This window comes from Rhodococcus sp. FH8 (assembly GCF_019266085.1).
Classification (GTDB): Bacteria; Actinomycetota; Actinomycetes; order Mycobacteriales; family Mycobacteriaceae; genus Rhodococcus_F; species Rhodococcus_F qingshengii.
The window spans coordinates 14415-41013 of record NZ_LPNQ01000055.1 but is presented as its reverse complement, the minus strand read 5'-3'; the positions used below and the strand labels follow the sequence as shown (position 1 = coordinate 41013).

Annotated in this window: 26 protein-coding genes and 1 pseudogene; 17 read left to right on the top strand and 10 right to left on the bottom strand. The window is 61.8% G+C overall.

What is annotated here, in order from left to right:
* Positions 1–64: 64 nt before the first annotated feature.
* The gene (locus ATN38_RS02190) at positions 65–2566 is read left to right on the top strand and encodes a cutinase family protein (protein ID WP_218747520.1); all 2502 of its coding nucleotides are present in this window, start codon (positions 65–67) and stop codon (positions 2564–2566) included.
* 405 nt (positions 2567–2971) lie between these two features.
* Here the strand turns inward: ATN38_RS02190 and ATN38_RS32575 are convergent, their stop codons facing one another.
* From ATN38_RS32575 to ATN38_RS33330, 4 genes are all read right to left on the bottom strand, one after another.
* A complete protein-coding gene (locus ATN38_RS32575; protein ID WP_230793346.1) occupies positions 2972–3244 on the bottom strand; it encodes a transposase in 273 nt (90 codons plus the stop codon).
* A gap of 54 nt (positions 3245–3298) precedes the next feature.
* A complete protein-coding gene (locus tag ATN38_RS32570; RefSeq protein ID WP_256931549.1) occupies positions 3299–3940 on the bottom strand; it encodes a hypothetical protein in 642 nt (213 codons plus the stop codon).
* The gene (locus ATN38_RS32565; RefSeq protein WP_230793347.1) at positions 3826–4272 is read right to left on the bottom strand and encodes a transposase family protein; all 447 of its coding nucleotides are present in this window, start codon (positions 4270–4272) and stop codon (positions 3826–3828) included. The genes ATN38_RS32570 and ATN38_RS32565 overlap by 115 nt, the downstream gene beginning before the upstream one ends.
* 301 nt (positions 4273–4573) lie before the next feature.
* On the bottom strand, positions 4574–5236 hold the full coding sequence (locus tag ATN38_RS33330; RefSeq protein ID WP_372454398.1) for a Pycsar system effector family protein: 663 nt from the start codon (positions 5234–5236) through the stop codon (positions 4574–4576).
* Between ATN38_RS33330 and ATN38_RS33325 the strand changes: the two are divergent.
* The 9 genes and pseudogenes from ATN38_RS33325 to ATN38_RS02140 all read left to right on the top strand — a co-directional run bounded on the left by ATN38_RS33325 (position 5125) and on the right by ATN38_RS02140 (position 14635).
* Positions 5125–5471, top strand: a pseudogene (locus tag ATN38_RS33325) (DUF3024 domain-containing protein). The gene ATN38_RS33330 and the pseudogene ATN38_RS33325 sit on opposite strands and share 112 nt — an antisense overlap.
* Before the next feature lie 833 nt (positions 5472–6304).
* A complete protein-coding gene (locus ATN38_RS02175) occupies positions 6305–7342 on the top strand; it encodes a hypothetical protein (RefSeq protein ID WP_161121361.1) in 1038 nt (345 codons plus the stop codon).
* Between the two features lie 1466 nt (positions 7343–8808).
* Positions 8809–9048 carry a recombinase family protein gene (locus ATN38_RS02170; protein WP_052417017.1) on the top strand — a complete coding sequence of 80 codons (240 nt, stop codon included), beginning with the start codon at positions 8809–8811 and terminating at the stop codon, positions 9046–9048.
* Positions 9049–9648: 600 nt separating this feature from the next.
* Complete coding sequence (locus ATN38_RS02165; protein ID WP_161121360.1) at positions 9649–10329, top strand: hypothetical protein; 681 nt, start codon at positions 9649–9651, stop codon at positions 10327–10329.
* A gap of 65 nt (positions 10330–10394) precedes the next feature.
* Positions 10395–10769 carry a nuclear transport factor 2 family protein gene (locus ATN38_RS02160; protein WP_003942502.1) on the top strand — a complete coding sequence of 125 codons (375 nt, stop codon included), beginning with the start codon at positions 10395–10397 and terminating at the stop codon, positions 10767–10769.
* Between the two features lies 1 nt (position 10770).
* Positions 10771–11727, top strand: a complete 957-nt coding sequence (locus ATN38_RS02155) for an alpha/beta fold hydrolase (protein ID WP_058037570.1) — start codon at positions 10771–10773, stop codon at positions 11725–11727.
* A gap of 33 nt (positions 11728–11760) precedes the next feature.
* Positions 11761–12717 carry an SMP-30/gluconolactonase/LRE family protein gene (locus ATN38_RS02150; RefSeq protein WP_007729077.1) on the top strand — a complete coding sequence of 319 codons (957 nt, stop codon included), beginning with the start codon at positions 11761–11763 and terminating at the stop codon, positions 12715–12717.
* 68 nt (positions 12718–12785) lie between these two features.
* Positions 12786–13844, top strand: a complete 1059-nt coding sequence (locus tag ATN38_RS02145) for a Dyp-type peroxidase (protein ID WP_042447536.1) — start codon at positions 12786–12788, stop codon at positions 13842–13844.
* Positions 13841–14635 (top strand): family 1 encapsulin nanocompartment shell protein, encoded by a 795-nt coding sequence (locus ATN38_RS02140; protein WP_003942478.1) that lies wholly within the window; start codon positions 13841–13843, stop codon positions 14633–14635. The genes ATN38_RS02145 and ATN38_RS02140 overlap by 4 nt, the downstream gene beginning before the upstream one ends.
* Here ATN38_RS02140 and ATN38_RS02135 read toward each other — a convergent pair.
* The 3 genes from ATN38_RS02135 to ATN38_RS02125 are packed head-to-tail and all read right to left on the bottom strand — an operon-like array spanning position 14624 to position 16288.
* Positions 14624–14950, bottom strand: a complete 327-nt coding sequence (locus tag ATN38_RS02135; RefSeq protein ID WP_030537467.1) for a hypothetical protein — start codon at positions 14948–14950, stop codon at positions 14624–14626. The two genes, ATN38_RS02140 and ATN38_RS02135, sit on opposite strands and share 12 nt — an antisense overlap.
* Positions 14947–15771, bottom strand: a complete 825-nt coding sequence (locus ATN38_RS02130; RefSeq protein ID WP_003942544.1) for a DUF692 domain-containing protein — start codon at positions 15769–15771, stop codon at positions 14947–14949. Before ATN38_RS02130 ends, ATN38_RS02135 begins: the two co-directional genes overlap by 4 nt.
* Positions 15772–15817: 46 nt before the next feature.
* On the bottom strand, positions 15818–16288 hold the full coding sequence (locus ATN38_RS02125) for an Lrp/AsnC family transcriptional regulator (protein ID WP_020971454.1): 471 nt from the start codon (positions 16286–16288) through the stop codon (positions 15818–15820).
* A gap of 154 nt (positions 16289–16442) precedes the next feature.
* Here ATN38_RS02125 and pdhA point away from each other — a divergent pair, with 154 nt between their 5' ends.
* From pdhA to ATN38_RS02100, 5 genes are read left to right on the top strand one after another with little or no spacing between them, the layout of a single operon-like run.
* On the top strand, positions 16443–17570 hold the full coding sequence (gene pdhA / locus ATN38_RS02120; RefSeq protein ID WP_047272646.1) for a pyruvate dehydrogenase (acetyl-transferring) E1 component subunit alpha: 1128 nt from the start codon (positions 16443–16445) through the stop codon (positions 17568–17570).
* Positions 17571–17572: 2 nt separating this feature from the next.
* On the top strand, positions 17573–18577 hold the full coding sequence (locus ATN38_RS02115; protein WP_218747519.1) for an alpha-ketoacid dehydrogenase subunit beta: 1005 nt from the start codon (positions 17573–17575) through the stop codon (positions 18575–18577).
* Positions 18574–19797, top strand: coding sequence for a dihydrolipoamide acetyltransferase family protein (locus tag ATN38_RS02110; protein WP_218747518.1), 1224 nt, complete (start codon positions 18574–18576; stop codon positions 19795–19797). The genes ATN38_RS02115 and ATN38_RS02110 overlap by 4 nt, the downstream gene beginning before the upstream one ends.
* Positions 19797–21176: a dihydrolipoyl dehydrogenase gene (lpdA, locus tag ATN38_RS02105; protein ID WP_042924318.1), complete on the top strand. Its 1380-nt coding sequence runs from the start codon at positions 19797–19799 to the stop codon at positions 21174–21176. The genes ATN38_RS02110 and lpdA overlap by 1 nt, the downstream gene beginning before the upstream one ends.
* Positions 21177–21200: 24 nt before the next feature.
* The gene (locus tag ATN38_RS02100; protein ID WP_218747517.1) at positions 21201–22307 is read left to right on the top strand and encodes a Glu/Leu/Phe/Val dehydrogenase dimerization domain-containing protein; all 1107 of its coding nucleotides are present in this window, start codon (positions 21201–21203) and stop codon (positions 22305–22307) included.
* Here ATN38_RS02100 and ATN38_RS02095 read toward each other — a convergent pair.
* The 3 genes from ATN38_RS02095 to ATN38_RS02085 all read right to left on the bottom strand — a co-directional run bounded on the left by ATN38_RS02095 (position 22236) and on the right by ATN38_RS02085 (position 24865).
* Positions 22236–23144 (bottom strand): TIGR04222 domain-containing membrane protein, encoded by a 909-nt coding sequence (locus ATN38_RS02095; protein WP_151098516.1) that lies wholly within the window; start codon positions 23142–23144, stop codon positions 22236–22238. The genes ATN38_RS02100 and ATN38_RS02095 overlap by 72 nt on opposite strands.
* Complete coding sequence (locus ATN38_RS02090; protein WP_218747516.1) at positions 23141–24049, bottom strand: TIGR04222 domain-containing membrane protein; 909 nt, start codon at positions 24047–24049, stop codon at positions 23141–23143. Before ATN38_RS02090 ends, ATN38_RS02095 begins: the two co-directional genes overlap by 4 nt.
* 138 nt (positions 24050–24187) lie before the next feature.
* Complete coding sequence (locus ATN38_RS02085; RefSeq protein WP_007729052.1) at positions 24188–24865, bottom strand: SDR family oxidoreductase; 678 nt, start codon at positions 24863–24865, stop codon at positions 24188–24190.
* 77 nt (positions 24866–24942) lie between these two features.
* Between ATN38_RS02085 and ATN38_RS02080 the strand changes: the two genes are divergently transcribed.
* The gene (locus ATN38_RS02080) at positions 24943–25869 is read left to right on the top strand and encodes a metal ABC transporter substrate-binding protein (RefSeq protein ID WP_218747515.1); all 927 of its coding nucleotides are present in this window, start codon (positions 24943–24945) and stop codon (positions 25867–25869) included.
* Positions 25866–26597 carry a metal ABC transporter ATP-binding protein gene (locus tag ATN38_RS02075; protein WP_003942501.1) on the top strand — a complete coding sequence of 244 codons (732 nt, stop codon included), beginning with the start codon at positions 25866–25868 and terminating at the stop codon, positions 26595–26597. Before ATN38_RS02080 ends, ATN38_RS02075 begins: the two co-directional genes overlap by 4 nt.
* The last annotated feature ends 2 nt before the right edge of the window (positions 26598–26599 follow it).

Here is a 26599-nt window from a genome sequence, read left to right as displayed (position 1 = left end):
GCGCTGACCGGTACGAACGAATTCTTCAGTTTCACGAACGACACCCGACCCGAAGGTACCTTTCATGTTGCGTCGCACAGTTTTCGATCATCGGTTGTCGCGGTTGGTTGCGGCGGTGATTGCGATTCTCGTGGTATCCGGGATCGTGATGCTGTCGGGAGTTGCGGCGCAGGCGGGTGCAGATCCGGTGACCACCACCTCAGCGGAGTCGGCAGGCGCCACCGCCCTCGCTTTAGGAAACTCTCACACATGCGCCCTTACACCAAGTGCCACCGTTAAATGCTGGGGAGACAACCAGTACGGCCAATTGGGCGATGACACTCCTTCGAACCGGAGCACCCCAGCGCAGGTTGCCGGGGTCTCCGGCGCCACAGCCATCACCGCCGGTGACAGTCACACTTGCGCCTTGATGCCTGCCGGCACCGCCAAATGCTGGGGTGGGAACACGAACGGAGCTCTCGGCGCCAACACGGAATGGAACTTTTCAAGTACACCGGTACAGGTTGTAGGGATCTCCGGCGCGACGGCCATCACCGCCGGTAAGTATCACACGTGTGCGCTCACCGCCGGCGGTACCGTCCATTGCTGGGGAGACAACCAGTACGGCAGGTTGGGAGATGGCACTACCGAGAACCGGAGCACCCCAGTGCAAGTTGCCGGGATCTCCGGCGCCACAGCCATCACCGCCGGTGGCCGTCACACTTGCGCCTTGATGTCCGCCGGAACCGCCAAATGCTGGGGCAACAACCAATACGGCCAGGTAGGAGATGGCACCGCCATTGATCGGTGGACGCCGATCAATGTGACAGACATTTCCACAGCCACCTCGATCTATGCAGGCTTCGACAGCACATGCGCACTCGTCGATAGCGGCACCGCGAAATGCTGGGGATACAACGGGACCGGGCAGGTTGGTGATTTCACGACGCAGAATCGGTTGACACCGGTTCAGGTTTTTGGAATTGCAGACGCCACCGCCATCGTCGTCGCCGCTACACATACATGTGCGCTCACCTTCGCCGCCACTGTAAAATGCTGGGGATACAATGATTACGGCCAATTAGGGGACGGCACTTACCAGGACAGCTTCCGTCCACAAACGGTTAATAACATCGCCGGCGCCACCTCGATCGCCACATACAACAGGCATACTTGTGCGCTGATGGCTGCCGGCGCCGCCAAATGCTGGGGATACAACGGGACCGGGCAGGTGGGCGACGGCACCACTACCAATCGACCCGCACCGGTCGACGTGGTCGGCCTGACAGGCATCATCGATCCGGGTGGTCCGCAGGATCCGGAGGAGCCCACTAACTGCAAGAAGTTCCATTTCGTCGGAGTGCGCGGGTCCGGGGAGGACCCGCAGGACAAGTCGATCGACGATTACGAACGGGCCTCGGCGGCGAATTCACCGTTGCCTATAACGAATCCGACCGGTACCGGTCTCGGCTCAACGATCTACTCGACCGAACGGGATGTGACGGATCAACTACGGAAGATGCCCTACATTTCTGCGGATCCTACTGAGGCCAGTTCTATTGCCTACCCTGCCATTCCTGTCAGCCAGTACGTCACCAACTTCGGTAACTACAAGCGTTCGATCGTCATCGGTGCGAATAACTTGCGTGCCAAACTCAAGAACATCGAAACGGAGTGCCCGGGAACGGAAGTTGTGATCGCCGGGTATTCCCAAGGCGCCGATGTCATCAACGCAGCGATGGGCCTCGAGCATCAAGCGAATTCAGCGGGCAAGGTGATGAGTAAGGTCAAGAAGATTGTCATATTCGGCGATCCCTCGCATCTGCCCAACCGCGCCGAGAACATCGGTTCCGGGAACGGGAGCGGAGCTTCCATCGCCTTCGGCCTTTCAGTTTCCGACGCGGTGGCCTACAAGGACTCTCATCCTGGCTTGGTGACCTCGATCTGCACTATCGGTGACGTGGTGTGTGATACCAGCACCGGCAACCTCGCCGATGCTCTACAGCCTGTTACAGGATTGTCGGGCAACCACACCTTGTACCAGTACACAAAGATGAAGTGCCCTGCAATGGGTAATGCGTGGCAGTTGGCAACCGATTGCGCCGCACAGACCGTCGTCTCCGCACTCGGGTACACGCCGATAGCCAATCCTTTCGTCTCGGATCCGCTTCTCGGTAATTTCTCCGTCAACCCGGGCAGTCATATCGTGGCCGCCATCGCCTATGTTCCGGTAACTGCCGGTACCGCTGTCGTGGGCGTCGGGAACAAGATTCGCGGCTGGTTCAAATCCGACCCGATGGACCTCGGGGAGTTCGAACTCGACGATCAAGGCCGCGGCGTCATCTCCTTCCAGGTTCCCGATGTACCTGTCGGGCAGCATCACCTCGAGTTGGTTGCCAGCGATGGCAGCACCTACGTCGTCCCGATCACCGTCACCGACGAGCCCGTCGATCGGCCAGTGACCGTGTTCGACATCGACGGCCACACCCCCGACAGGCCCGCACCCACAAACCCCGGCGGAAACCCCGACAATGGTGGTTCGGGCAGCGCCGGTAGTTCGGGATCGGGCAGCCTCTTCGGAAGCTGACGCACCCACCTGCAGAAGAGCACAACTCACCAGCCCGACACGTAACACTCCTGTGGCCCCGAGATCCGATGACATCTCGGGGCCACACCCTCGCCACGCACCTTTGTGTCGATGCACCATCACCGGCCGCCGCGACCAGCCATAACCATGTTCCCCTCTGCCATCTCCCTGCCCCCACCCGCACTCCGAAGCGCTGGTGTAATCGAGGTGCCGAGGAGCGAAGATATTATCCTTGACGTACTGTGATGACACGTCCCAGTGGTGAATTCGGTGGTCGGCACCTCGAGTCCGGTTTAGCGCAGCGAGCCGATCCAATAGTGGGGCGTGTCAACCAACTGCGGGGCATGACGGCGCTCGCTGAAATTGGATCTGGCACACTTTCCGTGATTATGTTGTGCTGCTTGGCTATACGGCATGAAACGCACGTTTGCGGAGCAGGTCGAGATTGGCCCGCCCGTACATTTGTCGTTTGAGCATTTTGATCCGATTTACGTGACCTTCTACAGCCCCGGAGTTGTACGGCAGTGTCAGTCCCGCAGTGACGGCATCGAGGTCTCGGCGCAGTCCTGCGACGAACGATCGCAGCGCCGGTTCTTCGCTGGTGTCGACTGCCCGCATCCAGTCGGAGAGATTATGGCCGCGGCGGTTGGTCATGATCTTGGCGAACTCGTGGACCAACTCTCGGATGGCGGCCAGGGCAGGGCTGCGTCCCAGGAGTGCATCGAACCGCGTTCAGTCGTCATTGGTGAGTCTGTCCGGGTGGCGGGTCAGCCAGCCGGTGACCTGCCGGACCGTGGGAGCAACAGGTGGCGACGGCAGCTCCGCGTGCGCGTCCCGCAGAGGTTGCAGGTAGCGGCGGACGGTGTTGTCACTGCCGCGATAACCCAATTTCACAATTTCCCGGGTGAGTCGGGCGGCGTCGGTACACCCGGCATGGAAGCGTTGATGGAGATAAGGTTTGAACTCGTCGAGCAGGCTGGTGCGGGACTCCGCCGCGGTCAGGAGCTCCTCGACCTCGGGGGCACGGGCGAAGCGTCGCACTGTTCTGCGGTCGAGTGAGAGTTTTCGGCTGATCGCTGACAGGGACGTGCCTTGCGAGACCAATTGCTGTACAGCGAAATAACGTTCGCGGATCCGCACCGCCAGTCGCTGGTCCGATTCCGTCTCGGGTGCGGGTGGATCCACGACAGCGGTGGGGCCGCTGCCGTCGACTGCGGAGGGTAGACACAGGTCGGCGCGGTGACGTATCACCGTCTTCTCTACCGCCTCGGCAAGGTTGTGCCACAGATGCCAGCGATCTGCCACCTGCACCGCATCCGGCGCGCCGGTCCGAATGCCTTCGGCGTAGGCACCGGCCCGGCACACCACCTCCACACCCGGATGCTCAAGAAGCCAGTTCGCGACGGTGCCCGCGGTGCGGTCGGCTGCGTCAGATTTGGGATCTGTTCGGCGAAAGTCTGTGCCGTGCAGTCGATCGTGTCGCAGAAGAAGCGGCGGACCTTGATATAGATCACGACTGGGTGTCCGCCGGTTGCGGTGTCGGAGAGTTGTCGTCGGTACCGGGAATGGGTCCGGGTGGATTTACCTCCGCAGCGCGGACACCGTCCTCGCTCGCCTCGGGATTCGGCGGCGATGCGGATGGTGGAACCGATCCGCCTGACACCGGAGACAACGACATCGGCGAGATGGGGCAGCAGTATCTTCACACTTTCGAAATCACACGCTGATGATCATCCCTGCCTGGGTCAGCGCATGCCGACGACACGCCCACAGTCCTCACGGAAAGTGTGCCAGATCCAATTATCTTGAGCCTCGTCACGCGCTTAATGCCGTCGAAAACCCCCGGTACTCGGAACGATTCGACATTGATTGTCGACACGGGTTTTCGACAGATCTGACCTGCACAAATTTAATCGCCGACAGGGTGACGTAAACAGATCGGTTTTCGACAATTGGTAGTGGGATCGGCGTTCCCTATCCAACCGCGCACCTTCAAAGACGGAAGACTTATTTCCGCAGCGGGAGCTGGCGTACGTACAGCCCGCGACTTCGGTAGCGCCAGAGAACCGCGAGAGCTAGAAACAGAGCTGCGCCTCCAGAGACGTAGAGAGTCCACTGCAGTAGGCGGTGCTTCCACCAATTAGGACGACTCATATTGAGTAAGTGTTCGGCGAGCTGCTCATTTTCATCGTCAGAGGACCACGCACGGAATCGGGCTGCCAGAGCGCTCGTTTGGCTATTCCAGTGCCTCAGGTGACCAAAGTAAATCAAGTGATCTCGGTAGTCCTTCTTGTGTTCTCGGCTCAAGCCGAGAGATGGTCGTGGCAACGCGGGACGAACGAGAATACGTACGGCTTGCTGCGTCAGTACCTGTGCAAGAACGCTGACCTGCGCAGTTTCAGTCAAGATGACTTGGACACGATCTCGGCCAGGCTCAACGATCGACCTTGTCGTGTGCTCGATTGGGACAGTCCACGCCGGCGATAGGAACGGGTACTCGGTTCCTGCGCAACCGGATAGCGAAGCCGGCCGCCGATGACGGTTAGCATGATGGGGGCATGACTGCCACCGGACTTCCCGAACTCGATGTCGCGCGGGTCGTGAAGTATTGCGCAAGTAGGGTTCCCGACCGTCTGTGTCATGAGATTCGGGTCGAAGGCGACATTGCACCCCGTCATCTGACGATCTGCGAATGCCAGCCGCCGTGGCGAGAGGACCTCGGCCCTGAGTGGACGCGTTTCCCGATCGCCCGGCTGCATTTCACGAAGAAAACCGGGTTGTGGAGTTTGTATTGGAGGGACCGGACCTCAAGTTTCATCGCTACCAGTTCTTGGAGCCGAGTCCGCATGTTCAGGATCTGCTCGATCACACTGACAGCGGTGGGGACCCGATCTTCTGGGGCTGATCGGTTATCGTGGGTGATGCGTTGACCTGTTGAGACCAAGATCCATTTCGGAAAGATGTGAAAGATTCTTGGTGAGCCGGCACTACGAATGTTCCGAAACTCATGTCCAATATCGATGGTTCACTGTGTGGATTCCAAAAAGTTGTGGAACATAGCTACTTTCCGGATACGCGAAGATCTCGACTCCGCATCTTCGACCGAGCAGGCCTTCCCTTCACTTCAAGAATCACCTCGATCGCTTCGAACCGTCTTTTTTTGGGAGCTCCACCGACTTCAATAACTAGGTGGAGCGCTTGGCGATGGCAAGCTCGGTCTCGACTTCTGCGATACGACGGCGAGTTCAGCGCCTTCGATCGAGCTCAGCCCCCGACTTCTGGCCGGTATCGATGAGCCCTTGGTTCCGCCTGTAGGCGGTCCGCTCGGTGACATCGAGAAATGAGGCGACTTCGGCGACCGTGCGACCTGACTTCAACAGGGCGAGGACTTTTCGGGCGGAATTCGGATGGATAGCGTCGGGGCATGGTGGACCTCTCTCGAGTGCATCAACGCCTGAAGTAAACAAACGAACTCCCGGAAAACTCGGGGAACATCAAAGTCTCCGGAAACTCCGGTGCGATTCAAAATGAGCCAGCGGTCCAGGATAAGTTGGAAGAGCCGAAAAAGATCCAGCTTTGTGTCATCTAATCGAATGAATTTAGTCTTAAAACCTTCCGCGTCGCGTAAGCCTTCATGTATCAATTGATCACATCTGTCGAACGAGGATATTGCACCCGCCCGGACTGGCGATCCCTGGTCCGCGTTCGCCCTCCAACACGAACGAAGGAAGCCGCCGCATGCCTACCCCATTGCTCGAACACCCCACGCGTGTCGGAGGTCGGTCCCGTCTCCTACGCGCTGTCCTGGCCGGTCTCACCGCCACCGGCATCGCTGTTGCCGTTGTCGCCCCCGCCGCTGCTGCCCCGGTCGGGGTCCCGGTCTCACCCGGCGGCCAGGCCATCGGGTGGGGATACAACGACCTCGGGCAGAGCGCGGTGCCCACCGCGCCCGCCGGGCAGACCCACACCGCTATCGCCGCCGGCTACTCCCATTCCCTTATTCTGACCGCTGACGGCCACATCAAATCTTGGGGGTACAACGGCTTCGGGCAGGTCAGCAGCACACCGACCGGCAGCGGCTACACCGCCATAGCCGCCGGTGATGATCATTCCCTCGCGCTGACCGCCGACGGCGACATCAAATCCTGGGGAAGCCTCGATAACGGGCAGGTCAGCAGCACACCGACCGACGGCGGCTACACCGCCATCGCCGCCGGCGCCTTACATGCCCTTGCACTGACCGCCGACGGCCACATCAAATCCTGGGGAGACAACGGCTTCGGGCAGCTCAACGGCACACCGACCGACGGCGGCTACACCGCCATCGCAACAGGCGTCGGTGCCTTACATTCCCTTGCGCTGACCGCCGACGGCCACATCAAATCCTGGGGAAACAACGATTACGGGCAGGTCAGCGGCACACCGACCGACGGCGGCTACACCGCCATCGCCGCTAGCGGCGACTATTCCTTCGCGCTGACCGCCGACGGCCACATCAAATCCTGGGGAAACAACAAATACGAGCAGGTCAGCGGCACACCGACCGACGGCGGCTACACCGCTATCGCCAGCGGCAACGGCCATGCACTTGCACTGACCGCCGACGGCCACATCAAATCCTGGGGAAACAACGATTACGGGCAGCTCAACGGCACACCGACCGACGGCGGCTACACCGCCATCGCCGCCGGCGCCTTACACTCGCTCGCCGTGGGTGCGCTGACAACACCGCCGTCGACCAGCCCTCTCGGATCATTCGAGGGCTTCGGGTCCTGACTTCGATACCCTGACCCACCGGGTCTCACCGCACCACCGAAACGTGGCCGCTCACCCACAGGGGTGAGCGGCCACCCTCGTTTACTCGCCGACGAAACACCTGGCAATGGCGAGAAGGTTTCCGGTAGTCCGGTTTTTCGATGGTCAAACGCATACCGAAACCCGCAGCAAGTCATTCTGCAGGTGACTCCGTGCCACATAGTTCTGTAAGAAACGTGCCGATGATTCCGAGAGCCACAGGTATTGATTTTTGGTGATCTGGAACGAAGTATGTCCCGAGCATTGTGTCCGGAAGTGATCAGTGACCTTATGGATTATCGTCAAGTTGCGGAGCGTCGCTACTTTTAGCTACGCACGGGTCTCTGCCTGCGCCGTCGGGCGCAAGGACCTCTTCGCTCAGGGCTCCTGTGCGTTTTCGCTCTCCCGATCCACAGTCCCCCAGGTCTCGGAGACGACACACCGAGGGTGTCTATGCGTCGGACTTCGGTTTCGCGATCCACAACTTCGAAAGTTCGCTGAGTGGCTTCCTGCGGGTTTCGGTGCACGTTTTGACCATCGCCGAGACGGACGATTCCCATCCCAACGACGGAGACTCGCCTACTCTGCTGCCGCCGACTTCAATACCTGCAACAAATAGCTTTCCGGAATCGACGAATTCACATCGTTTCGATTCGCTAGCCGGCCACGGATAGAAACCCGCATGGTGTACGTACCCGGACCGTCAGAGGTGATGGGTTGTTCGACACCGCTCGTGTACGAAAACGAATTCATGTCATACACGTACATCGGACCGTCGGCGGTCGAGAATTCGAGATCGAACGACTCATCCCAACCCTCTTCGTCAACTGGTGGCGATTGCACCTAACTGACGGTGACCTCCACGTGGGTTCCGTACTGATTTCCGAGTGAATTATGACAACGCCGTCATCGGCGGATGCACCTATGCGCAAGTCGTCGGCCGAGAATACTGAGTATGGCAATTGCGGCATGCCCGTAGGGCCTTCCGGCCAAGTCGCGATCGGCCCGGCGATCATCAGGGGTTTCAACAGAACCCGACTGGGTGTAACGGTTATCAGACGACTCGATTTCGTTTTCACGAGGCGAACAGGCCGTCAGTGCTCCGGCCAACATCAAGATCGTCCAGGCAGTACCCAACGAGATTCTCATGCTTTCGAGCTTGCCGTGTCGGAGCACACAAGAAATCCGATAATCCTTCAATAGACGAGCATCTCTCAGATCGCCCCTGCGAGTGCGGGTGTGCGATTTGACCATCGTCATACCGGACGATTGCAAACACACTCCTGCATGCGATTCACCTGGGGAAATTTCGGCGCGTTCCGTTCATTTCTACCGTCCGTTAAAAGAATCCTGTATGGCATCGAAGGACCTTCACGAAACGCGGGCGACTGGCGGATAAGCATGTTGCGCAGTCGATCGACGGGAAGATCTACGAACCCGCCGATCCGATGGGCACGATGTTCATCGGCGTCCTCGGATTGATGGTCGAATTCGAGTCAGACCTGATCCGGTCGAGGACGCGGGATGCGGCGGCGGTTGCCGGAAAGATGAAGGGCCGTCAGCACAAGCTCACGCCGGAAGAGTGCGCGTACCTGTTGCAGACTTACGGGACTGGACAGTTCAAGATCGAAACACTCTGCAGAAACACGGTCTCTCGAATTCCATTGTGGTTTCGCATTCTGGCATGAAATGCGGTCGACCGGGTGTGCGTGCAGGTGCGATACGACGAGGTCCTCGATGCGGGAGGTGATGTCGATGTCTTCGTGCAGTGCAGCGGCGCCGTGAGCGGCTCCGATGATGCTCGCCACAGGGGCCGGGCGAGTCGGCGCACAGTGGGAGTGTCATTGAATTCGGATGAGGTGATGACATTTTCGGCGATGCCAGTGATGGCTGGGTTTTGCGCGCTCAGCACTTCCGCGTATCCGGTCCTTGGCGTTACTCATGCCGCATCCTCGGTTCCGATTTCCGAAAGCTCTTCTACTGCATCGCCGTAGAGGGTGGTCGCTGCGTTTCGATCGGGAGGCTGAATGCCTGAGCGAACTGCTCGCGCCGGCCGACTGTCGGCTTGAGGATGTGATCGCCTGGCTCAGTGATCATTTCGCGGAACACTTCGGCGGAACTGGCGTTTCGGTGCGATCGCAGCCGTGTTCCTGCCGCGAAACATCGTCCAGATCGGCGCAGAAGACGGTGTGCAGCAGGAGACGTCCCTTCTCCCTGCTCACTGATCGGAAATGCTGCGCGTGTAGATCCGGGCTGACAGGATTGGGTGTACCGACGAAAGGACTCCCATGACGTTCGCGGATCTGGACGGCGATGAACTGTGGAGTTACCTGACGGAGCGTTCAGGACTGCCCGGCCCGCGCGCGAACCTTGGGCTCATGCTCGAGTTCGCGCGCGGCGCCGATGACGACGACATCCTGCTGGCGGCGGAGTCCGAGGACGAATACATCCGCTGCTGTGGGATCGTCGGGCTCGGATTCATCCTTGTTCGTTCACGCGACAAGGCTGTTCTGAACAGTCTCACGGAGGCGACCACCAGTGCGTCGTGGCGTGCACGTGAAGCTGCCGCGATGGCCGTTCAAGCGATAGGCGACACGGATCCGGAATTGTTCCGGGCGATCATCGAGCAGTGGGCGCGCTCCACCCATCCATTGACGCTGCGCGCAGCGCCTGCCGGTATCTGCGAGCCACGGTTGCTGAAGGACAAGACCAACGCTGCGCTGGCCGTTCAGGTGTGCCGAGACGCTACCGAGTGGATCGTCTCGCAACCGGATGACGCCCGTCGTGACGCCGATACACGGACTCTCCGGCAGGCGCTTGGATACTGCTGGAGTGTCGCGGTTGCGGCGGATCCGGAGAATGCACTGCCGGCATTCCTCTCCCTGGAGGCGTCGGACGACACCGATGTTGTTTGGATCGTGCGGGAGAACCGGAAGAAGGCTCGCTTGCGCAAGGTGCTCGAAACCTGACCCGCGGACGGGAGACGTGGGTTATCCTCAGAATTAGAACCTGTTCTAACTACGAGGGGTAGACCATGGCACCGTCCGCAGAGGTAATCCGCAAGACCGTCGACGCCTACATCGAGACCGTTGCGACGGGCACTGCTGCCCAGGTTGTGGCCCTGTACGCAGAGGGTGCAACGGTCGAAGACCCGGTTGGTACCGACGTGCGCACCACCCGCGAGTCCATTCTCGAGTTCTACTCCGTGATCGAGAATTTCGACCAGGAAGCTCATCTTCAGACCCTCCGCATCGCCGGAAACGAAGCGGCATTCCACTTCTCGCTGATCACCAAGCTCGGCGAGCAGACCCTGACCATCGCACCCATCGACGTCATGACCTTCGACGACGACGGAAAGATCCTGTCGATGCGCGCATTCTGGAACCAGGAAGACATGATCACCGCCTGACATGACGGTCAAGACGATCGACGTCGACGGATTCTGTTGGCAGATCGACGATTCCGGTTCCGGGACAGCTGTGGTCATGTGCCACGGCTTTCCCGGCCTCGGATACAGCTATCGCCATCAGTCGGCAGCGTTGGCGGAAGCGGGTTTTCGGTCGATTGCACTCGACATGCCCGGTTACGGCGGCACTACCCGCCCCGACGCGATCGAGGACTACACCAACGACGCCGTCGCGAACCGGCTGATCGACCTACTCGACGCTCTCGGAATCGACAAAGCGGTGTTCGTCGGACACGATTTCGGCGCTCCGGTTGCGTGGACGACAGCGCTTCGTCACCCCGATCGCGTTGCGGGACTGGTCTCCTTGGCGGTTCCCTATGCGCCGGACAGATTCCCGGCCAAGCCCTCGGCCATCTACGCCGCCTTGGCGCGCAAGCACTTTCTGCACATTCACTATTTTCAGGAACCGGGTGTCGCGGAGCGCGAACTCGACGCCCGTCCACGTGAATTCCTTCAGCGGCTCTTCCACGCCTTGTCCGGGGCTTACCGGTACCTCGATGTGTGGAAGAACCCCTCCGAAGGAAACGGCTATCTCGACGTACTTCCCGAGGCGCCGGCGTTGCCGTGGTCGTGGCTCACCGAGGATGATTTGGATGTCTATGTAAAGGCCTTTACTGCAACAGGTTTCACCGGTGGCTTGAACTGGTACCGAGCGTATGACGCCAATTGGGAACGCAGCGCGGATCTGGACGGCGCGCACGTCGAGGTCCCGACGCTCTTCGTTGCGGGCGCGGAAGACCCGGTCATCGCGATGAGCGGTCCCAAGGCACTGGACCGAATGAAGGACACTGTCCCCGACCTGCGGGGTGTACATCTCCTCGGCGGTGCGGGGCACTTCGTACAACAAGAACGCGCCGTCGAGGTCAATGAACTTTTGATCTCTTTCCTTCGGAGTCTCTAGGCGAAATCGGACAGAGGGTCTAGCGTTGCGCAGATGCGCACCAGGATCTTCGATCGCGGTATTCGTGTTGGTATCACCGGTGCTCTTGTTGCCGGTTCGCTTCTGGCTCTGGGCGTGTCCGGTGCCGCCGCCGCTCCGCCTTGCCCTGGATCGTCACCCGCCATACTCAGCGCCCAGATTCCGGGTGCGGCCCTCGAGGGTGTCACGGTGGACGGGCAAGGGCGCCTGTATACGACCGACCTGGTGAGTGGGCGGATCTTCCGCGTCGACGGGCCTGGTCAGGCCGCAGTTCCGATCGCGACGGTTCCCGGCGGTGCGGGCGCACTCGCGTGGAGCCCGGACGGTTCACTGCTGGTGGGTACCGGAGCAAACGCCGGCGTGCTGATCGGCGATCTGACGCGTGCTGCGTCGGTCGCGCGGGTGGACGTGAACTCGGGCGCCGTGACGCCGATAGCCGGTGGTCTGAGCGCTGCAAACGGCCTTGCCGTCGCGCACGACGGGACAATCTACGCCACCAACGATTTCGGTTCGCTGATCGGAAAGGTCAGCCCGAATGGTTCCGTCGACCCGGCGTGGGCAACCTTCCCGAGTGCAAACGGCGCTGCCCTGAGCGCCGATAATCGCTGGCTCTACGTTTCGCGCACGTTCGCAAACCCGGGTGTCAGCCGCATCTCCGTGGACAATCCGGGATATTCGGAGTCGTTGGTCGATCTCGGTGGTTTCGAAACCTTTTCTGCTCCAGATGGTTTGACCTTGGACTCGCGAGATCGCGCAATTGTTCCCACGGACATCAGTGGTGAGGTGTGGCGGATCGACGGACCCGGCCAGTACTGCTCGCTCACCAGCGGACTGCAAGCGTCGAGTGTGTTGACCTACGGGCGTGGCAATTCCGGTTTCGCGGCCGGGCATCTCTACCGCGCCGGGTTCGACGGAAAGATCTTCGAGATTCCGGCCGGCTTCGACGCGGGCGCCCAGGCCGCAACACCCTGACGCGACACCCTGACGCGACTTACCCACTACTGATGCCGGGACTGCCGGAATCGTCCATACTGGTCTGCATGGCGGAAACGAGTGAGATCGACGAGGCCGAAGTGGCCCTTCCCGCGATACCGCAGCCGTTGCTGACCCCGCTCACGGAAGCTGCGATCTTCCTGGTTTTCACCATCGACGAGGGTGGTGAGCAGGCAGTTCACGACGTTCTGGCGGATATTTCCGGGCTGCAACGCTCGATCGGATTCCGGGTTCCCGCCGGTGGCTTGGCTGCCGTCGTCGGCATCGGTTCGGATGCGTGGGACCGACTTTTCGACGGTCCACGGCCGGCGGAATTGCATCCGTTCGTCGAGTTGACCGGTGACAAACACCACGCCCCGCGCACGCCGGGCGATCTGTTGTTTCACATCCGGGCCCGTCAGATGGACCTGTGCTTCGAGTTCGCCACGGTCGTGACCAACAGGTTGGCAGGGGCCGCGTCGGTGATCGACGAGGTCCACGGGTTCAAGTATTTCGAGCAACGCGACCTCATGGGTTTTGTCGACGGTACCGAGAACCCGTCCGGGCAGGCCGCTTACGTCGCGGTCACCGTCGGTGACGAGGATCCGGATTTCGCAGGCAGCAGTTACGTCATCGTCCAGAAGTACCTCCACGACATGTCGGAGTGGAACTCCCTGCCCGTCGAGGAGCAGGAGAACGTCATCGGACGCTCCAAGCTCGAAGATCTCGAGATGGACGACGACACCAAGCCGGCCAACTCCCACACCGCACTCACCGTCATCGAAGACGAATCCGGTGAGCAGATCCAGATTCTGCGGGACAACATGCCGTTCGGCCACGTCGGCTCCGCTGAGATGGGTACCTATTTCATCGGTTACTCGGCGTCGCCGACGGTCACCGAGCAGATGCTCACCAACATGTTCATCGGGAATCCCGTCGGCAATTACGACCGCATTCTCGATTTCTCCACCGCCGTCACCGGAATCAATTTCTTCGTTCCGACGGCGGACTTTCTCGACGATCCCCCGGACTTGCCGACCAGGCTCGTTCCCGAAGCGACGTTCACAGCGCCCATCTCTGACGGTTCTCTCGGAATCGGCAGCCTCAAAAGGAGTGCCCAGCAATGACAAACCTGCACCGCGACCTAGCACCCATTTCGGCAGCAGCCTGGGCCGAGATCGAAGAAGAGGCGAGCCGTACATTCAAGCGTCACGTCGCCGGTCGTCGTGTCGTGGATGTGGAGGGACCGTCGGGTGACGATCTCGCGGCCATCCCACTCGGGCATCAGGTGCCGATCAATCCCTTGGCCGACGGCGTCATCGCACATGCTCGTCAGTCCCAGCCGATCATCGAACTGCGGGTCCCGTTCACCGTCAGCCGTCAGGCCATCGACGACGTCGAACGCGGCGCCAAGGACTCCGACTGGCAGCCCGTCAAGGACGCGGCCAAGCAGATCGCGTTCGCCGAGGACCGCGCTATCTTCGAGGGATACCCCGCAGCCAGCATCACCGGCGTGCGGGCCAGCGGTTCCAACCCGGAACTGAAGCTCCCCATCGACGCCAAGGACTACCCGGAAGCCATCAGCCAGGCGATCACGTCGCTGCGCTTGGCCGGTGTCAACGGACCGTACTCACTGCTCCTGAATGCAGATGCGTTCACCGCGATCAACGAGACCTCCGATCACGGCTACCCCATCCGCGAGCACCTGCGACGCGTACTCGACGGCGAGATCATCTGGGCCCCGGCCATCGACGGCGCTTTCCTGCTGTCGACGCGTGGCGGTGACTACGAACTGCATCTGGGCCAGGACCTGTCCATCGGCTATCTCTCGCACGATGCGAACTCCGTCGAGCTGTACTTCCAGGAATCGATGACGTTCCTCATGTACACCAGCGAAGCTGTTGTCTCACTTGCGTGAGAGCTTTCGAAACCTCTGATACCAGGGCGGGCGAGGCAGTTCGCCGATGTCCTGGAGATGGGCGACAAAGGCCTGGGCATCCGAACGCGAAGACGTCTTCGGCCGTCCGCCCGCCCACGCTGTGAACAACTGAAGATAACGATCGCCGAGAGTGTGGCGCACGACCGGAAGGTGGTGCGCCACTTCTCCTGCGCGCTTTCGGAGCAGTGCCGCCGAGACAACGGCGGCTTCGTCTTTGTCGAAGCCTTCGGGCAGTTCGCCACCCGCCACCAGTGCGCGAATCAGCGCCTCTTGACGCTCACCGAGCGTGCTCATGTGCGTGACCAATCGGTGCCCGCGGTGATGCGATCCAGACCAGCTGCGTCGGCGATGGCATCGAGCTCGTCGAGCAATTCCAGTGCCGGCGGATAGTTTCCGTCGCGCTCGAGCATGATGGCGGGATGGTGACCGGCGGCGGTGAACTGCGCAAGGAGTTCCAGCACGGCTTCGGGTACCGGATCGGTGTGCGTGTCGTGGTATTTGCCGTCGCTGATGCTGCCACCGGCGATGTGGCAGTATGCGATTCGCTCGAGTGGTAGCCGGCTCAGCTCGGCCCAGGGATCACGCCCTCGGTTGAGGGCATTGGCATAGACGTTCGCGATGTCGAGAACCAGCAGGGCTCCGGTGCGCTCGACGATTTCCGCGAGAAACTCCCCTTCGGTCAACTCGTCGTCCGGCCAGTCGAACAGGGCGGCAACGTTTTCGACGGCGAACGGCACCGGTAGACCGTCCTGAGTCCGGGTGATGTTGCGTACCAGGGCGTCGACGGCTTCGTAGGTGCGCGGAAGTGGGAGCAGGTGGCCGGCCTCGATGCCGCCTGCACGCACGAATGCGATGTGCTCGCTCGCCAAGGGAGCGCCCAGTAGCTGGGATGCACGCGCAAGGTGATCGATCCGTGCCTGATCTACCGCCTCGGCCCCGCCAAGTGAGAGCGAGATTCCGTGCGGGATCACCGGAACTCCCAGCGAGCCGAGGTGCGGCGGTATCTCGTTTCCGACGGATTCGGCAATGACTTCGCAGAATGCCAGGCCGTCGAGTTGCGCGATGATTCCGGAGACCTCGGGGCGCCAACCGATTCCCAGGCCGTACAGGGTCATTCGAGTCACCTCCCGTGTGCAACTGCTAACGGCGACTATAGACGGATCAGCCGGGCAACCAGTTGGGTCCCGGACCGTTGCCTTCTTCGAAGATCAGCCACGTTTTGGTCGAGAGAACCCCGTCGAGTCCCTGGAGTTCTTCGAGAACGGTGTGGCGTAGTTCCTGGTTGTCCGGGGCTCGAACCAGCACCAGAACGTCGAAGTCGCCGCCGAGGAGGGAGAAGTGCTCGACAAACGGCAGGGCCTTCAAGGACGCCGCCAGACCTCGCCACGAGTGCTGCCTGATCGAGAGTGCCACGTATGCCGAGGAGCCGAGTCCGGCCTTCTCGTGGGCGATCCGCGTCGTGAATCCGGTGATGATTCCGGCGTCCTCGAGCCTTTCGATGCGGACGTAGGCGTGAGCGCGGGATATGTGCGCCTTCTCGGCCAGTGCACGCATGGAGATGCGACTGTCTGCGACCAGCTCGGCGATGATGCGACGGTCGATCGCATCGAGAGCGTGCGGTTCGGTGGCCATCTGTCCATTCCTGGTTCGGTAGTCGAGTCGGTTGATGGACATATTGCTGCCCGAATCCTCATGATAGGCCGTTTGTCTTGAATCCTCGACGCTTGCTGCCATTACGTCGCCGAAGTGCGAATACTGATGGACACAACGTCTTCTGGAGGTAGAAGTGACACTTGTCGAACCCTTGGGGGAACTGCGGTATCAGAAGTTCCTGCCGGCCGATTCTGCGGTGCAGTACCTCGACCCTGCCGGAGAACTGACGCGCAGCGAGGCCCGCTACGCAAAACCGAGCGACGATCGCCTGATCGCGATGTATCGAAAGATGTTCCTGGGCAGGCGTTTCGACCAGCAGGCGACGGCGCTGACCAAACAGGGGCGCCTGGCCGTGTATCCGTCCTCGCGAGGGCAGGAGGCATGTCAGATCGCGGCAGCGATGAGTCTGGAGCCGAGTGACTGGCTCTTCCCCACCTACCGGGATTCGATGGCGTTGGCCGCCCGGGGTGTCGATCCGGTGCAGATTCTGAGCATGCTCGCCGGCGACTGGCACTGCGGATACGACCCGGTCGCACTGCGCAGTGCGCCGCAGTGCACCCCGCTGGCAACGCAATTGCTGCATGCAGCGGGGGTGGCCTACGGGGAGTCTCGACGGGGCTTGAACACCGTCGCCTTGGCGCTCTGTGGTGACGGCGCCACCAGTGAGGGCGATTTCCACGAGGCGCTGAACTTCGCCGCCGTCTTCAAGGCGCCGGTGATCTTTCTGGTGCAGAACAACGGATTTGCGATCAGCGTGCCACTGTCGCGCCAAAGCGCAGCACCGACGTTGGCGCACAAGGGCGTCGGCTACGGGATCGGCAGCGAGCAGGTCGACGGCAACGATCCCGTTGCGATGCTGGCCGTCATGGACGAGGCGGCACGCTTCGTCCGCAGCGGAAACGGACCGGTGATCGTCGAGGCACACACTTATCGCATCGACGCACACACCAATGCCGACGACGCCACCCGCTACCGCGACAGCGCCGAGGTGGAAGCCTGGCTCGGGCGAGATCCGTTGCCGCGTCTCGAAAAGTATCTGCGCGCACACGATCTGATCGACGACGCCTTCGTGGAATCACTGACCGCGGAGGCCGAGGCAGAGGCCGCCACACTGCGCGCCGGCATGAACGTCGACCGCCCGCACGATCCGCTCGATCTGTTCCGGTACGTCTTCGCCGAGCAGACACCGCAATTGCGTGAGCAACAAGCCCAACTCGAAACCGAACTTGCTGCCGAAGCCGCTGACACAGGGGGACACTGACCATGCCCATGCTCACGATGGCTCAGGCCCTCAACACCGCGCTACGCGACTCTCTGGCTGCGGACGACAACGTTGTCGTCTTCGGTGAGGACGTCGGCACCCTGGGCGGCGTTTTCCGCGTCACCGACGGCCTCACCCGCGACTTCGGCGACGACCGATGCTTCGACACTCCCCTCGCCGAGTCCGGCATCATCGGATTCGCAATCGGCATGGCCATGACCGGTTTTCGTCCGGTCGTGGAAATGCAGTTCGACGCGTTTGCCTATCCGGCATTCGAGCAGATCGCCTCCCATGTCGCGAAGATCCGCAACCGCACCAAGGGCGCGCTGTCGATTCCGATAGTCATTCGTGTTCCTTTTGCCGGCGGTATCGGCGGGGTGGAGCATCACTGTGATTCCAGTGAGGGCTACTACGCGCACACACCCGGACTGAAGGTTGTGGCGCCGTCCACGGTGGAAGATGCGTACTCGCTGCTACGTTCGGCAATCGAGGACCCCGACCCCGTGATCTTCCTCGAGCCCAAGAAGCTGTACTTCGCGCGAGCAGATGTCGAACTGACCGCACGTGAGCCGATCGGTCGCGCCGTCGTCCGTCGCCCCGGTCGTGACGCGACGCTCATCGCCTACGGTCCGTCCGTGGACGTTGCACTGAGGTCCGCCGAGGCCGCTGCAGCCGAGGGCCGGGACATCGAGGTGATCGACATCCGCTCGATAGTGCCGTTCGACGACGAGACGGTCACCGCATCGGTGCGAAAGACCGGACGCTGCATCGTTATCCAGGAAGCGCAAGGTTTTGCCGGTGTGGGTGCAGAAATTTCTGCCCGCGTGCAGGAACGGTGCTTCCACCATCTCCATGCCCCGGTGCTCCGGGTCAGCGGCTTCGACATCCCCTACCCCGCTCCCAAGCTCGAGCGTCACCACCTGCCCAGCATCGACCGGGTCCTGGACGCCGTCGACCGTCTGCAGTGGAACGACGCCCCGGACACCCGTTGGGCGGTGACGGCATGAGCAATCAGGTTTTCATGCTCCCCGACCTCGGCGAAGGACTGGCGGAGGCCGACATCGCGGAGTGGCACGTCAAGCTAGGCGACGTGGTCACCATCGATCAGATCGTCGTCGAGGTGGAAACTGCGAAAGCTGCTGTGGATGTGCCCATCCCGTTCGCCGGGACCGTGATCGAACTACACGGTAAAGACGGAGACACCCTGAAGGTGGGCACACCGCTGATCACTGTGAGTGGTGGCGAGAGTGTCGACGCGGTCGTTTCGGCCAACCACGAGCGCTACCGCGAAGAGGAACGCGCCGGTTCGGGCAACGTCCTGATCGGCTACGGCACCAGCGAGGATGCACCGAGACGCCGTCGCAGAGCGGCTCCGTCGGTACGCGTGATCTCACCAATCGTTCGTAAACTGGCCTTTGACAACGATATCGACCTGTCCTTGCTCTCCGGGTCGGGTGCCGGCGGGGTGATAACGCGTGCTGACGTCGAGGCCGGGTCGAACACCGGCCCGGAGACGGAAACGTCGCACGTGAGCGACCAACGCATCCCGATCAAGGGACTACGCAAGGTGGTGGCCGACAAGCTGTCCACCAGCCGCCGTGAGATCCCGGACGCAACAACCTGGGTTGACGTCGACGCCACCGAACTGTTGGCGGCGCGAGCCGAGATCAACAAGTCACTGCCCGATTCCGACAAGATCAGCCTGATGGCGCTCCTGGCTCGGCTGACCATCGCGGCGTTGGCGCAGTACCCCGAACTGAACTCGTCGGTCGATACTGCTCGAGGCGAGATCGTCCGACACGCCCGCACCCACCTGGGGATCGCCGCGCAGACACCGAAGGGATTGATGGTACCGGTCATTCGAAATGCGGACGCCCTGAGCACCGTCGAACTCGCACAAGCACTTCGGGTGACCACCGACCTTGCGCGCGACGGCAAACTCGAACCCGCCCGCCTGACCGGCGGCACGTTCACGCTCAACAACTACGGGGTATTCGGGGTCGACGGATCGACTCCGATCATCAATCACCCCGAGGCGGCAATTCTGGGGATCGGACGCATCATCGACAAGCCGTGGGTCGTGAACGGCGAGTTGACCGTTCGTAAGGTCACTCAGATCTCGTTGAGCTTCGACCACCGCGTCTGTGACGGAGGCGAAGCCGGCGGATTCCTCAGGCTGTTCGGTGACTACATCGAGAACCCGATCCGCGTCCTGGGAAGGCTCTGATGACAACTGCAGAACCCCACAGCGACGTCGTGATCCTCGGTGGAGGATCGGGCGGCTATGCCTGCGCCATCCGCGCCGCCCAACTCGGATTGTCGGTCACGCTGATCGAGGCGGACAAGGTCGGCGGAACGTGCCTGCACCGCGGATGCATCCCGACCAAGGCGCTGCTGCATTCCGCCGAGGTGGCCGACTCGGCACGCACCAGTGAGCAATTCGGAGTCCGGGCATCTTTTGACGGCATCGACATCGCGCAGGTGCACGACTACAAGAACGGGACAGTCGAGCGGCTGTACAGCGGTCTGCAAGGTTTGTTGGCGCAACACAAGATCACTATCGTCAACGGATACGGAACGTACGTCGGTGGGCGAAGCATCGACGTCGACGGAACCCGCTACACCGGAACATCACTCGTTCTGGCCACCGGCTCGTATCCGCGGGAACTCCCCGGCATCGAACTCGGCCGACGGATCGTCACCAGCGACCAGGCACTCGAACTCGACCGGGTGCCCACCAGCGCAACGGTACTCGGTGGCGGTGTCATCGGCGTCGAGTTCGCAAGCCTCTGGCGCTCGTTCGGCGCCCAAGTCACGATCGTCGAGGCACTCCCCCGACTGATCGCCGCCGAGGACCCGTGGTCGTCGAAGCAGCTCGAACGGGCCTATCGTAAACGCGGAATCGTGTGCAAGACAGGTACGAAGATGGTTTCCGCGAAAGAAGCAGCCGATTCGGTCCGCGTCGAACTGGGCGACGGAACGATATTCGACACCGACCTACTGTTGGTCGCCGTCGGCCGCGGACCCCGCACGGACGGTAGCGGTTTCGCAGAAAACGGAATCAACCTCGACAAGGGGTTTGTCGTCACCGACGAACGCCTCCGTGCGTCCGTGGACGGTGTGTACGCGGTCGGTGACATCGTGCCCGGTCTTGCATTGGCGCACCGAGGCTTCCAGCAGGGAATCTTTGTGGCCGAACAGATTGCCGGCAAGGATCCGATACCGGTCGCCGAACATCTGATTCCTCGCGTGACGTACTCACATCCCGAAGTTGCATCGGTCGGGCTCGGCGAAGAGGTGGCGCGCACGCAGTACGCCGACGTCTCCACCGTCATCTACGACCTGGCAGGTAACGGCAAGAGTCAGATCCTGCGAACTACCGGCGGAATCAAAGTGATTCGAAGCGGAACGAAAGGCCCTGTTGTCGGAGTTCACCTGGTGGGAGACCGCGTCGGCGAACTGATCGGTGAGGCGCAGTTGGCCGTTGCCTGGGAAGCACTTCCCGATGAAGTGGGGCGTTTCATCCACGCGCACCCCAGTCAGAACGAAGCGTTGGGCGAGGCCATGCTCGCACTCGCGGGAACACCACTGCACGCCCACAACTGACCCGGAGACAGAAAAGGAGATTCAATGAGTATCGACGACGAACTGCGCTGGGACGGTGAACTGACCGTCACTCGCCATGATCGGGAGACCGGCACGACTTTCGTGATTCGAATCGACTCCACCCGTCTGGGACCGGCGTCGGGTGGCACGCGGGCCGCTCACTATCCCTCGATCGGCCACGCTCTGGCGGACGCCGGGAAGCTCGCCGGTGCAATGACTTTGAAGATGGCTGTCTCCGACCTGCCGATGGGTGGCGGGAAGTCGGTGATCGCACTGCCAGCACCGCGCAATCAGATCGACGCCGCAACCTGGTCTCGTATCCTCGGCATCCACGCCGAGAACATCGACAAGCTCGAAGGAAACTACTGGACCGGTCCCGACGTCAACACCAACTCTTCCGACATGGGTCAGCTCAGTCGCACCACCAGATACGTCTTCGGGCGTTCGGTTGACAACGGTGGCGCCGGTTCCAGCGCGCACGCCACCGCTCTGGGTGTGTTCGAAGCGATGAAGGCCACGGCGCGTCGCCGAGGACTCGGAACACTCGACGGCCGAACGGTACTGGTACAGGGGCTCGGCGCCGTCGGCGGCGACGTCGTCCGTCTCGCAGCGCAGGCTGGCGCACGTCTGCTGGTTGCCGATACGGACCCGCAGCGCCTCGAGGCGGCTTCTCTCGCGGGGCACACGGTCGTTCCTGCCGGCGAGGTCCTCCGAACACCGTGTGACCTCTTTGCCCCCTGCGCGATGGGAGGCATCATCGATTTCGCTGCGGCTGCGTCGATTCCGACTCTGGCCGTGGCGGGCGCAGCAAACAACATCTTGACCGATGCCGCTGCCGGTGAGGTTCTGCGAGACCGCGGGGTTCTCTGTGCCCCTGATTTCGTCGCGAACGCAGGCGGAGCCTTTCACCTCGTGGGGCGAGAAGTCCTGGGGTGGAACGAAGACGACGTCGTCGAACGAACCCGAGGCATCGGTCGAACCTTGGACGAGGTGTACTCGTTGAGCGAGGAACGTGGCATCACTACCGAGGCCGCAGCGCTTATGCTCGCCCGGGCGCGGCTATCCCCCGCATCCACCGCCGCCGCCGCCACATCCGCCGCCCCCGCTGCAGCTGCTGCCTCCCCCGCCTGAACCGCCACCGTCCGAACCCCCGCTACTTCCGCTGCCGTCGGCACCGATTCCGGCGGCGGAGGCCAAGGCGGGATTGATCATCAGCATCGCCGAACTGGCGAAGAGAGCAGCGGACATTCCCGCCAAACGCGGTCCGTAGGCGGAGAAGGCAGGCTTGTTGCGCGGGGACAGGTAGGCGTGTGCCGTGGTCAGTTCCGAACGTGCCGCCTTGCCAGAGGTGGTTCGATCGAAGTTGAGCCCGAGCAGCGGGATGCTGAACCCGGTGACGAGTACGGCGAGAATCAGAAACTCGACGGGCTTGTCGTTGTGCAGTCCGAAAGCAATGCGGACGATACCCACGGCCACCAGGATCTTCAGCGGAACTGTGGAGAGAAAGATTGAACGCCTGGCGCTGTCGGAGGTCAGGTATCCCCGGTCCGCCAAAGAGTTTCGTAGGCGAGCTGTTTCCACCGTCATACGCTCGGCGAGTTGCCGCCGACGATGGGGTAGAGCCTGCTGGGCCAGGCGCTGGTACACGGTGAGGGTGTACCAGTCCAGGGTCTCGTCGCCAGGGCCCAACGGGCGCAGGACAGCGCCGTCGGTGGTGATCAGGTCAGCGCTACGCAGGATTGCCAATGATGCTGCGATGGCGCGTGACTCGCCGGTGAGCATTCCGACTTCCGGAGGCGTCAGTTGCTCGGCGGAATACCCGTGCTCGGTTGAGTACCCGTGCCGGCGTGCCCGGATCATCAGACGCCACCCCAGAGTGAGAACCATGAGCGTGGCCGCAACGGCTATGTAGCCGTAGAGGAAATCCTCGCTGGGGATCCCCCACGTGTCGGCTGCATGCGTGCTCATCCCCCACACCCCCCGCCGCCGCAACTGCTCCCACTGCCGCCACCGCCGTCCGAGCCGGATGATCCGGATGAGGAGCCACAACTGTAGTAGCTCGAACTTCCGCCGCCCGGGCTGTACGCGGCGCCCGCAGCTACCGCTCCCGCCAGCGCCGGATCGATCAGAACCAGAGCGCCCGCACCGAAGAGCGCCGCCGACAGCCCGGCGAGCGAGGGACCGTAGCTCGTGTACGCGGGCCGCAGTTTCGGTGAGAGGTAAGAGTTTTCGTGCTTGAGGCGTCGAAGCTCGCTGTCTCCCAAAGCTGTCCGACGACGCTTGATGCGAAGAAGTGGAATCATCAGAGCGAGAACGATGATGGTGAGGAGCAGGAACCCGACCGGCTTACCGCCGGCGATTCCGGCGACGAGACGGACCAAGCCGAGAGCAATTACCGCCACGATCGGAACGGTCCGAAGGGCAGCGGTCAGACCGTCCTGCTGGCGTTGCAAATATCCCTCGTCGATCAACGTCGTACGTAGTTGTGCGAGTGCGACGTTCAGCCGTCCCATCAGACGCACCTGCCGCAGCGGGACCTTTCCGTTGCCGAGCCGCTTGTGCACCGTACGGGTGAACCAGTCGAGACGATTCTTGTCCTCCGCAGTGAGTGCCAGCTTGGTTTTGCCTTCGGTGCTGATCAGCTCGGCGCTACGCAGAATAGCCATCGACGCCAGCACCGCTTGGTAGTCACTGGTCAAGGCACCGATCTCGGGAGGAGTGAGCGGCCGACGGACCGAGTCGACGACCACCGGTGACCGGCGCGCAGTCATTCGGCTGTACAGCGAGAGTCCGATCGCGACGGCAGCCGCCACCAGGTACCACTGAAGGAAAGTCTGGCTGGGGATCCCCCATGTATCCGTATGATCATGCATCGCACACCACCTCTCGATGAACTCCTGAGACAAGTCCAGTCTCTTTGTCCGACAACTGATGTCAGTATCGGGCCAGTGCCCGGAAAAGCGATATCCGGATGGCCATCGTCACCATTCCGTTACCGCCGAACTGGGGATTTACCGGCCGGTAGGTCGAAGCACGATCTCCGTGGGGTGTGCGTCGGACGGTGTTTCGACGGCAGTGAGTACGGCACGCGCCACAGTGGAGGCTTTCAGGAAGCGCTCAGGGTCGTACTCGTCGCCCTCACCCGCGACGATGTCGCGCTGCATGTCGGTGTCGATCCGTCCGGGGTGAATGGAGGTGACCCGCAGTGCCGGCTCTTCCAGGCGCAACGCATCTCCGAAAGCGCGCAGGGCGAACTTGCTGGCCGCATACGAGCCCCAACCGGCGTTGGCGCGCAGTCCGGCACCCGAATTGATCAGCACGACGTGACCTCCAGCCGCACGAAGCGCGGGCAGGAGAACCCGCGTGAGTTCGGCGACGGCGATGACGTTTGCCTCGAGGGTGCGTCGCCACTGATCGACCGAGGATTCCTCGATGGTTCCGATGTCGGCCACGCCGGCGTTGTGTACCAGCACGTCGAGCGTCGTGATGGACGAGGCGGCGGCGGCGACGGCGTCGTAGTCCGTGAGGTCGAGGGGTAGGGGCGTCGATCCGGGCAGTTCGGCGCAGATCGGCTCGAGGGCCTGTGCGGATCGTGCACCGAGCAGCAGGTCGTGTGTCGGCGCCAGTTCGCGTGCGATGGCAGCTCCGAGGCCGCGACTGGAACCGGTGATCAAGGCAGTAGGACGCATGGTGCGAGCCTATCGAGTGAGGATTGTTCGGCCAGACGAACTTGTGTATTTGTTTACCCACATATTAGAGTTCGACCATGACGACACGCGACGCGAAGAACTTCCGCCGCCTGGGAATTGCCGCCCTCGCCGCCCTGCTTCTGTCCAGCTGTTCTGCGGTGAGTTCTGGCTCCGGCGACGACCGCCCGGTGGTGCTCACCACGTTCACCGTGCTGTCGGACATCGCCCAGAACGTTGCCGGCGATCATCTTCGCGTCGAGTCGATCACCAAGGCGGGGGCCGAAATTCACGGCTACGAGCCGACGCCCGGAGACATTCGGCGGGCGAGCGAAGCCGATCTGATCCTCGACAACGGCATGAACCTCGAGGCGTGGTTCGCGAAATTCGTCAACGGACTGGACGTGCCACACGTTGTGGTCAGCGACGGCGTCGAAGGCATTCCGATCGCCGGCGACGCGTATGCGGGCAAGCCCAATCCGCATGCATGGATGTCTCCGTTGAATACGCAGATCTACGTCGACAACATGGTGACTGCTTTCAGCGACCTCGACCCGGACAACGCCTCGGCATTTGCGGAGAACGGCGCGAAGTACAAGGCGGAACTGCAAGCAGTTCAGGACGGCCTGGTCAGTGGGCTGGCGGCATTGCCCGCAGGTCAGCGTGCACTCGTCAGTTGCGAGGGTGCGTTCTCCTATCTGGCCAGGGACGCGGGACTCAGCGAGGCGTACATCTGGCCGGTCAATGCCGAGCAGCAGGCGACGCCGCAGCAGATCATCGCCGCGATCGACTTCGTCCGAGCCAATTCCGTTCCCGCCGTCTTCTGCGAGTCGACGGTCTCGGATGCCCCCATGCAGCAGGTTGTCGGGGCGACCGGCGCGAAGTTCGGCGGAACGCTGTACGTCGATTCGCTGTCCGAAGCCGACGGTCCCGTGCCCACCTATCTGGACATGATTCGCCACGACACCGACGTCATCCTCGGCGGTCTGACCGGCGGTAAATCATGAACGAAGCCATTCGCGTCGAAAACGTCAGCGTTCACTACGGCGAGGTCCACGCACTGGACCACGTCGATCTGACGTTGAACTCGGGTAGCGTCTGCGGACTGATCGGCATGAACGGTTCAGGAAAGTCGACTCTGTTCAAAGTGATCATGGGGATGATCAAGCCGGACAACGGTTCTGTCAGAATCGCCGGTCTCGACGCAGCCACTGCGCGCAAGAGCGGCCGCGTCGGATACGTGCCGCAGAGTGAAGACGTCGACTGGACCTTCCCGATCAGCGTCCGTGACGTCGTGATGATGGGCAGGTACGGTCACCTCGGATTCTTGCGACGTCCGCGGCGTGCAGATCGCGAGGCGGTGGCAGAGGCCCTCGAGCGGGTGGAACTCACCGAATTTGCGGATCGTCAGATCGGTCAGCTCTCGGGTGGTCAGAAGAAGCGCGCGTTCGTCGCACGCGGCATCGCGCAGGACGCGTCGATACTGCTGCTGGACGAGCCGTTTGCGGGCGTCGACAAGCGTTCCGAGGCAACGATTTCTACGCTGCTACGAGAGTTGGCTTCCGACGGCCGGTCGATCTTGGTCTCGACCCACGATCTCCACGCTGTGCCGAAACTTTGCGACGAGGCGGTACTGCTCATGCGCAAGGTCCTGGTGCATTCCGACCCGGACACCGTGCTGCAACCGGAAAACCTCGCCCTGGCTTTCGGTCTCGACGTGATGGACAGGACCTGATC

Coding starts and splice junctions, on each gene's coding strand:
- ATN38_RS02085 (WP_007729052.1), bottom strand. CDS start 24,865: ATGCGTCCTACTGCCTTGATCACCGGTTCCAGTCGCGGCCTCGGAGCT.
- ATN38_RS02090 (WP_218747516.1), bottom strand. CDS start 24,049: ATGCATGATCATACGGATACATGGGGGATCCCCAGCCAGACTTTCCTT.
- ATN38_RS02160 (WP_003942502.1), top strand. CDS start 10,395: ATGGCACCGTCCGCAGAGGTAATCCGCAAGACCGTCGACGCCTACATC.
- ATN38_RS02095 (WP_151098516.1), bottom strand. CDS start 23,144: ATGAGCACGCATGCAGCCGACACGTGGGGGATCCCCAGCGAGGATTTC.
- ATN38_RS02130 (WP_003942544.1), bottom strand. CDS start 15,771: ATGACCCTGTACGGCCTGGGAATCGGTTGGCGCCCCGAGGTCTCCGGA.
- ATN38_RS02075 (WP_003942501.1), top strand. CDS start 25,866: ATGAACGAAGCCATTCGCGTCGAAAACGTCAGCGTTCACTACGGCGAG.
- ATN38_RS02150 (WP_007729077.1), top strand. CDS start 11,761: ATGCGCACCAGGATCTTCGATCGCGGTATTCGTGTTGGTATCACCGGT.
- ATN38_RS02140 (WP_003942478.1), top strand. CDS start 13,841: ATGACAAACCTGCACCGCGACCTAGCACCCATTTCGGCAGCAGCCTGG.
- lpdA (WP_042924318.1), top strand. CDS start 19,797: ATGACAACTGCAGAACCCCACAGCGACGTCGTGATCCTCGGTGGAGGA.
- ATN38_RS02170 (WP_052417017.1), top strand. CDS start 8,809: ATGGGCACGATGTTCATCGGCGTCCTCGGATTGATGGTCGAATTCGAG.
- ATN38_RS02115 (WP_218747519.1), top strand. CDS start 17,573: ATGCCCATGCTCACGATGGCTCAGGCCCTCAACACCGCGCTACGCGAC.
- ATN38_RS02145 (WP_042447536.1), top strand. CDS start 12,786: ATGGCGGAAACGAGTGAGATCGACGAGGCCGAAGTGGCCCTTCCCGCG.
- ATN38_RS02110 (WP_218747518.1), top strand. CDS start 18,574: ATGAGCAATCAGGTTTTCATGCTCCCCGACCTCGGCGAAGGACTGGCG.
- ATN38_RS02100 (WP_218747517.1), top strand. CDS start 21,201: ATGAGTATCGACGACGAACTGCGCTGGGACGGTGAACTGACCGTCACT.
- ATN38_RS02125 (WP_020971454.1), bottom strand. CDS start 16,288: ATGGCCACCGAACCGCACGCTCTCGATGCGATCGACCGTCGCATCATC.
- ATN38_RS02155 (WP_058037570.1), top strand. CDS start 10,771: ATGACGGTCAAGACGATCGACGTCGACGGATTCTGTTGGCAGATCGAC.
- ATN38_RS02080 (WP_218747515.1), top strand. CDS start 24,943: ATGACGACACGCGACGCGAAGAACTTCCGCCGCCTGGGAATTGCCGCC.
- ATN38_RS02190 (WP_218747520.1), top strand. CDS start 65: ATGTTGCGTCGCACAGTTTTCGATCATCGGTTGTCGCGGTTGGTTGCG.
- ATN38_RS02135 (WP_030537467.1), bottom strand. CDS start 14,950: ATGAGCACGCTCGGTGAGCGTCAAGAGGCGCTGATTCGCGCACTGGTG.
- ATN38_RS02165 (WP_161121360.1), top strand. CDS start 9,649: ATGACGTTCGCGGATCTGGACGGCGATGAACTGTGGAGTTACCTGACG.
- ATN38_RS02175 (WP_161121361.1), top strand. CDS start 6,305: ATGCCTACCCCATTGCTCGAACACCCCACGCGTGTCGGAGGTCGGTCC.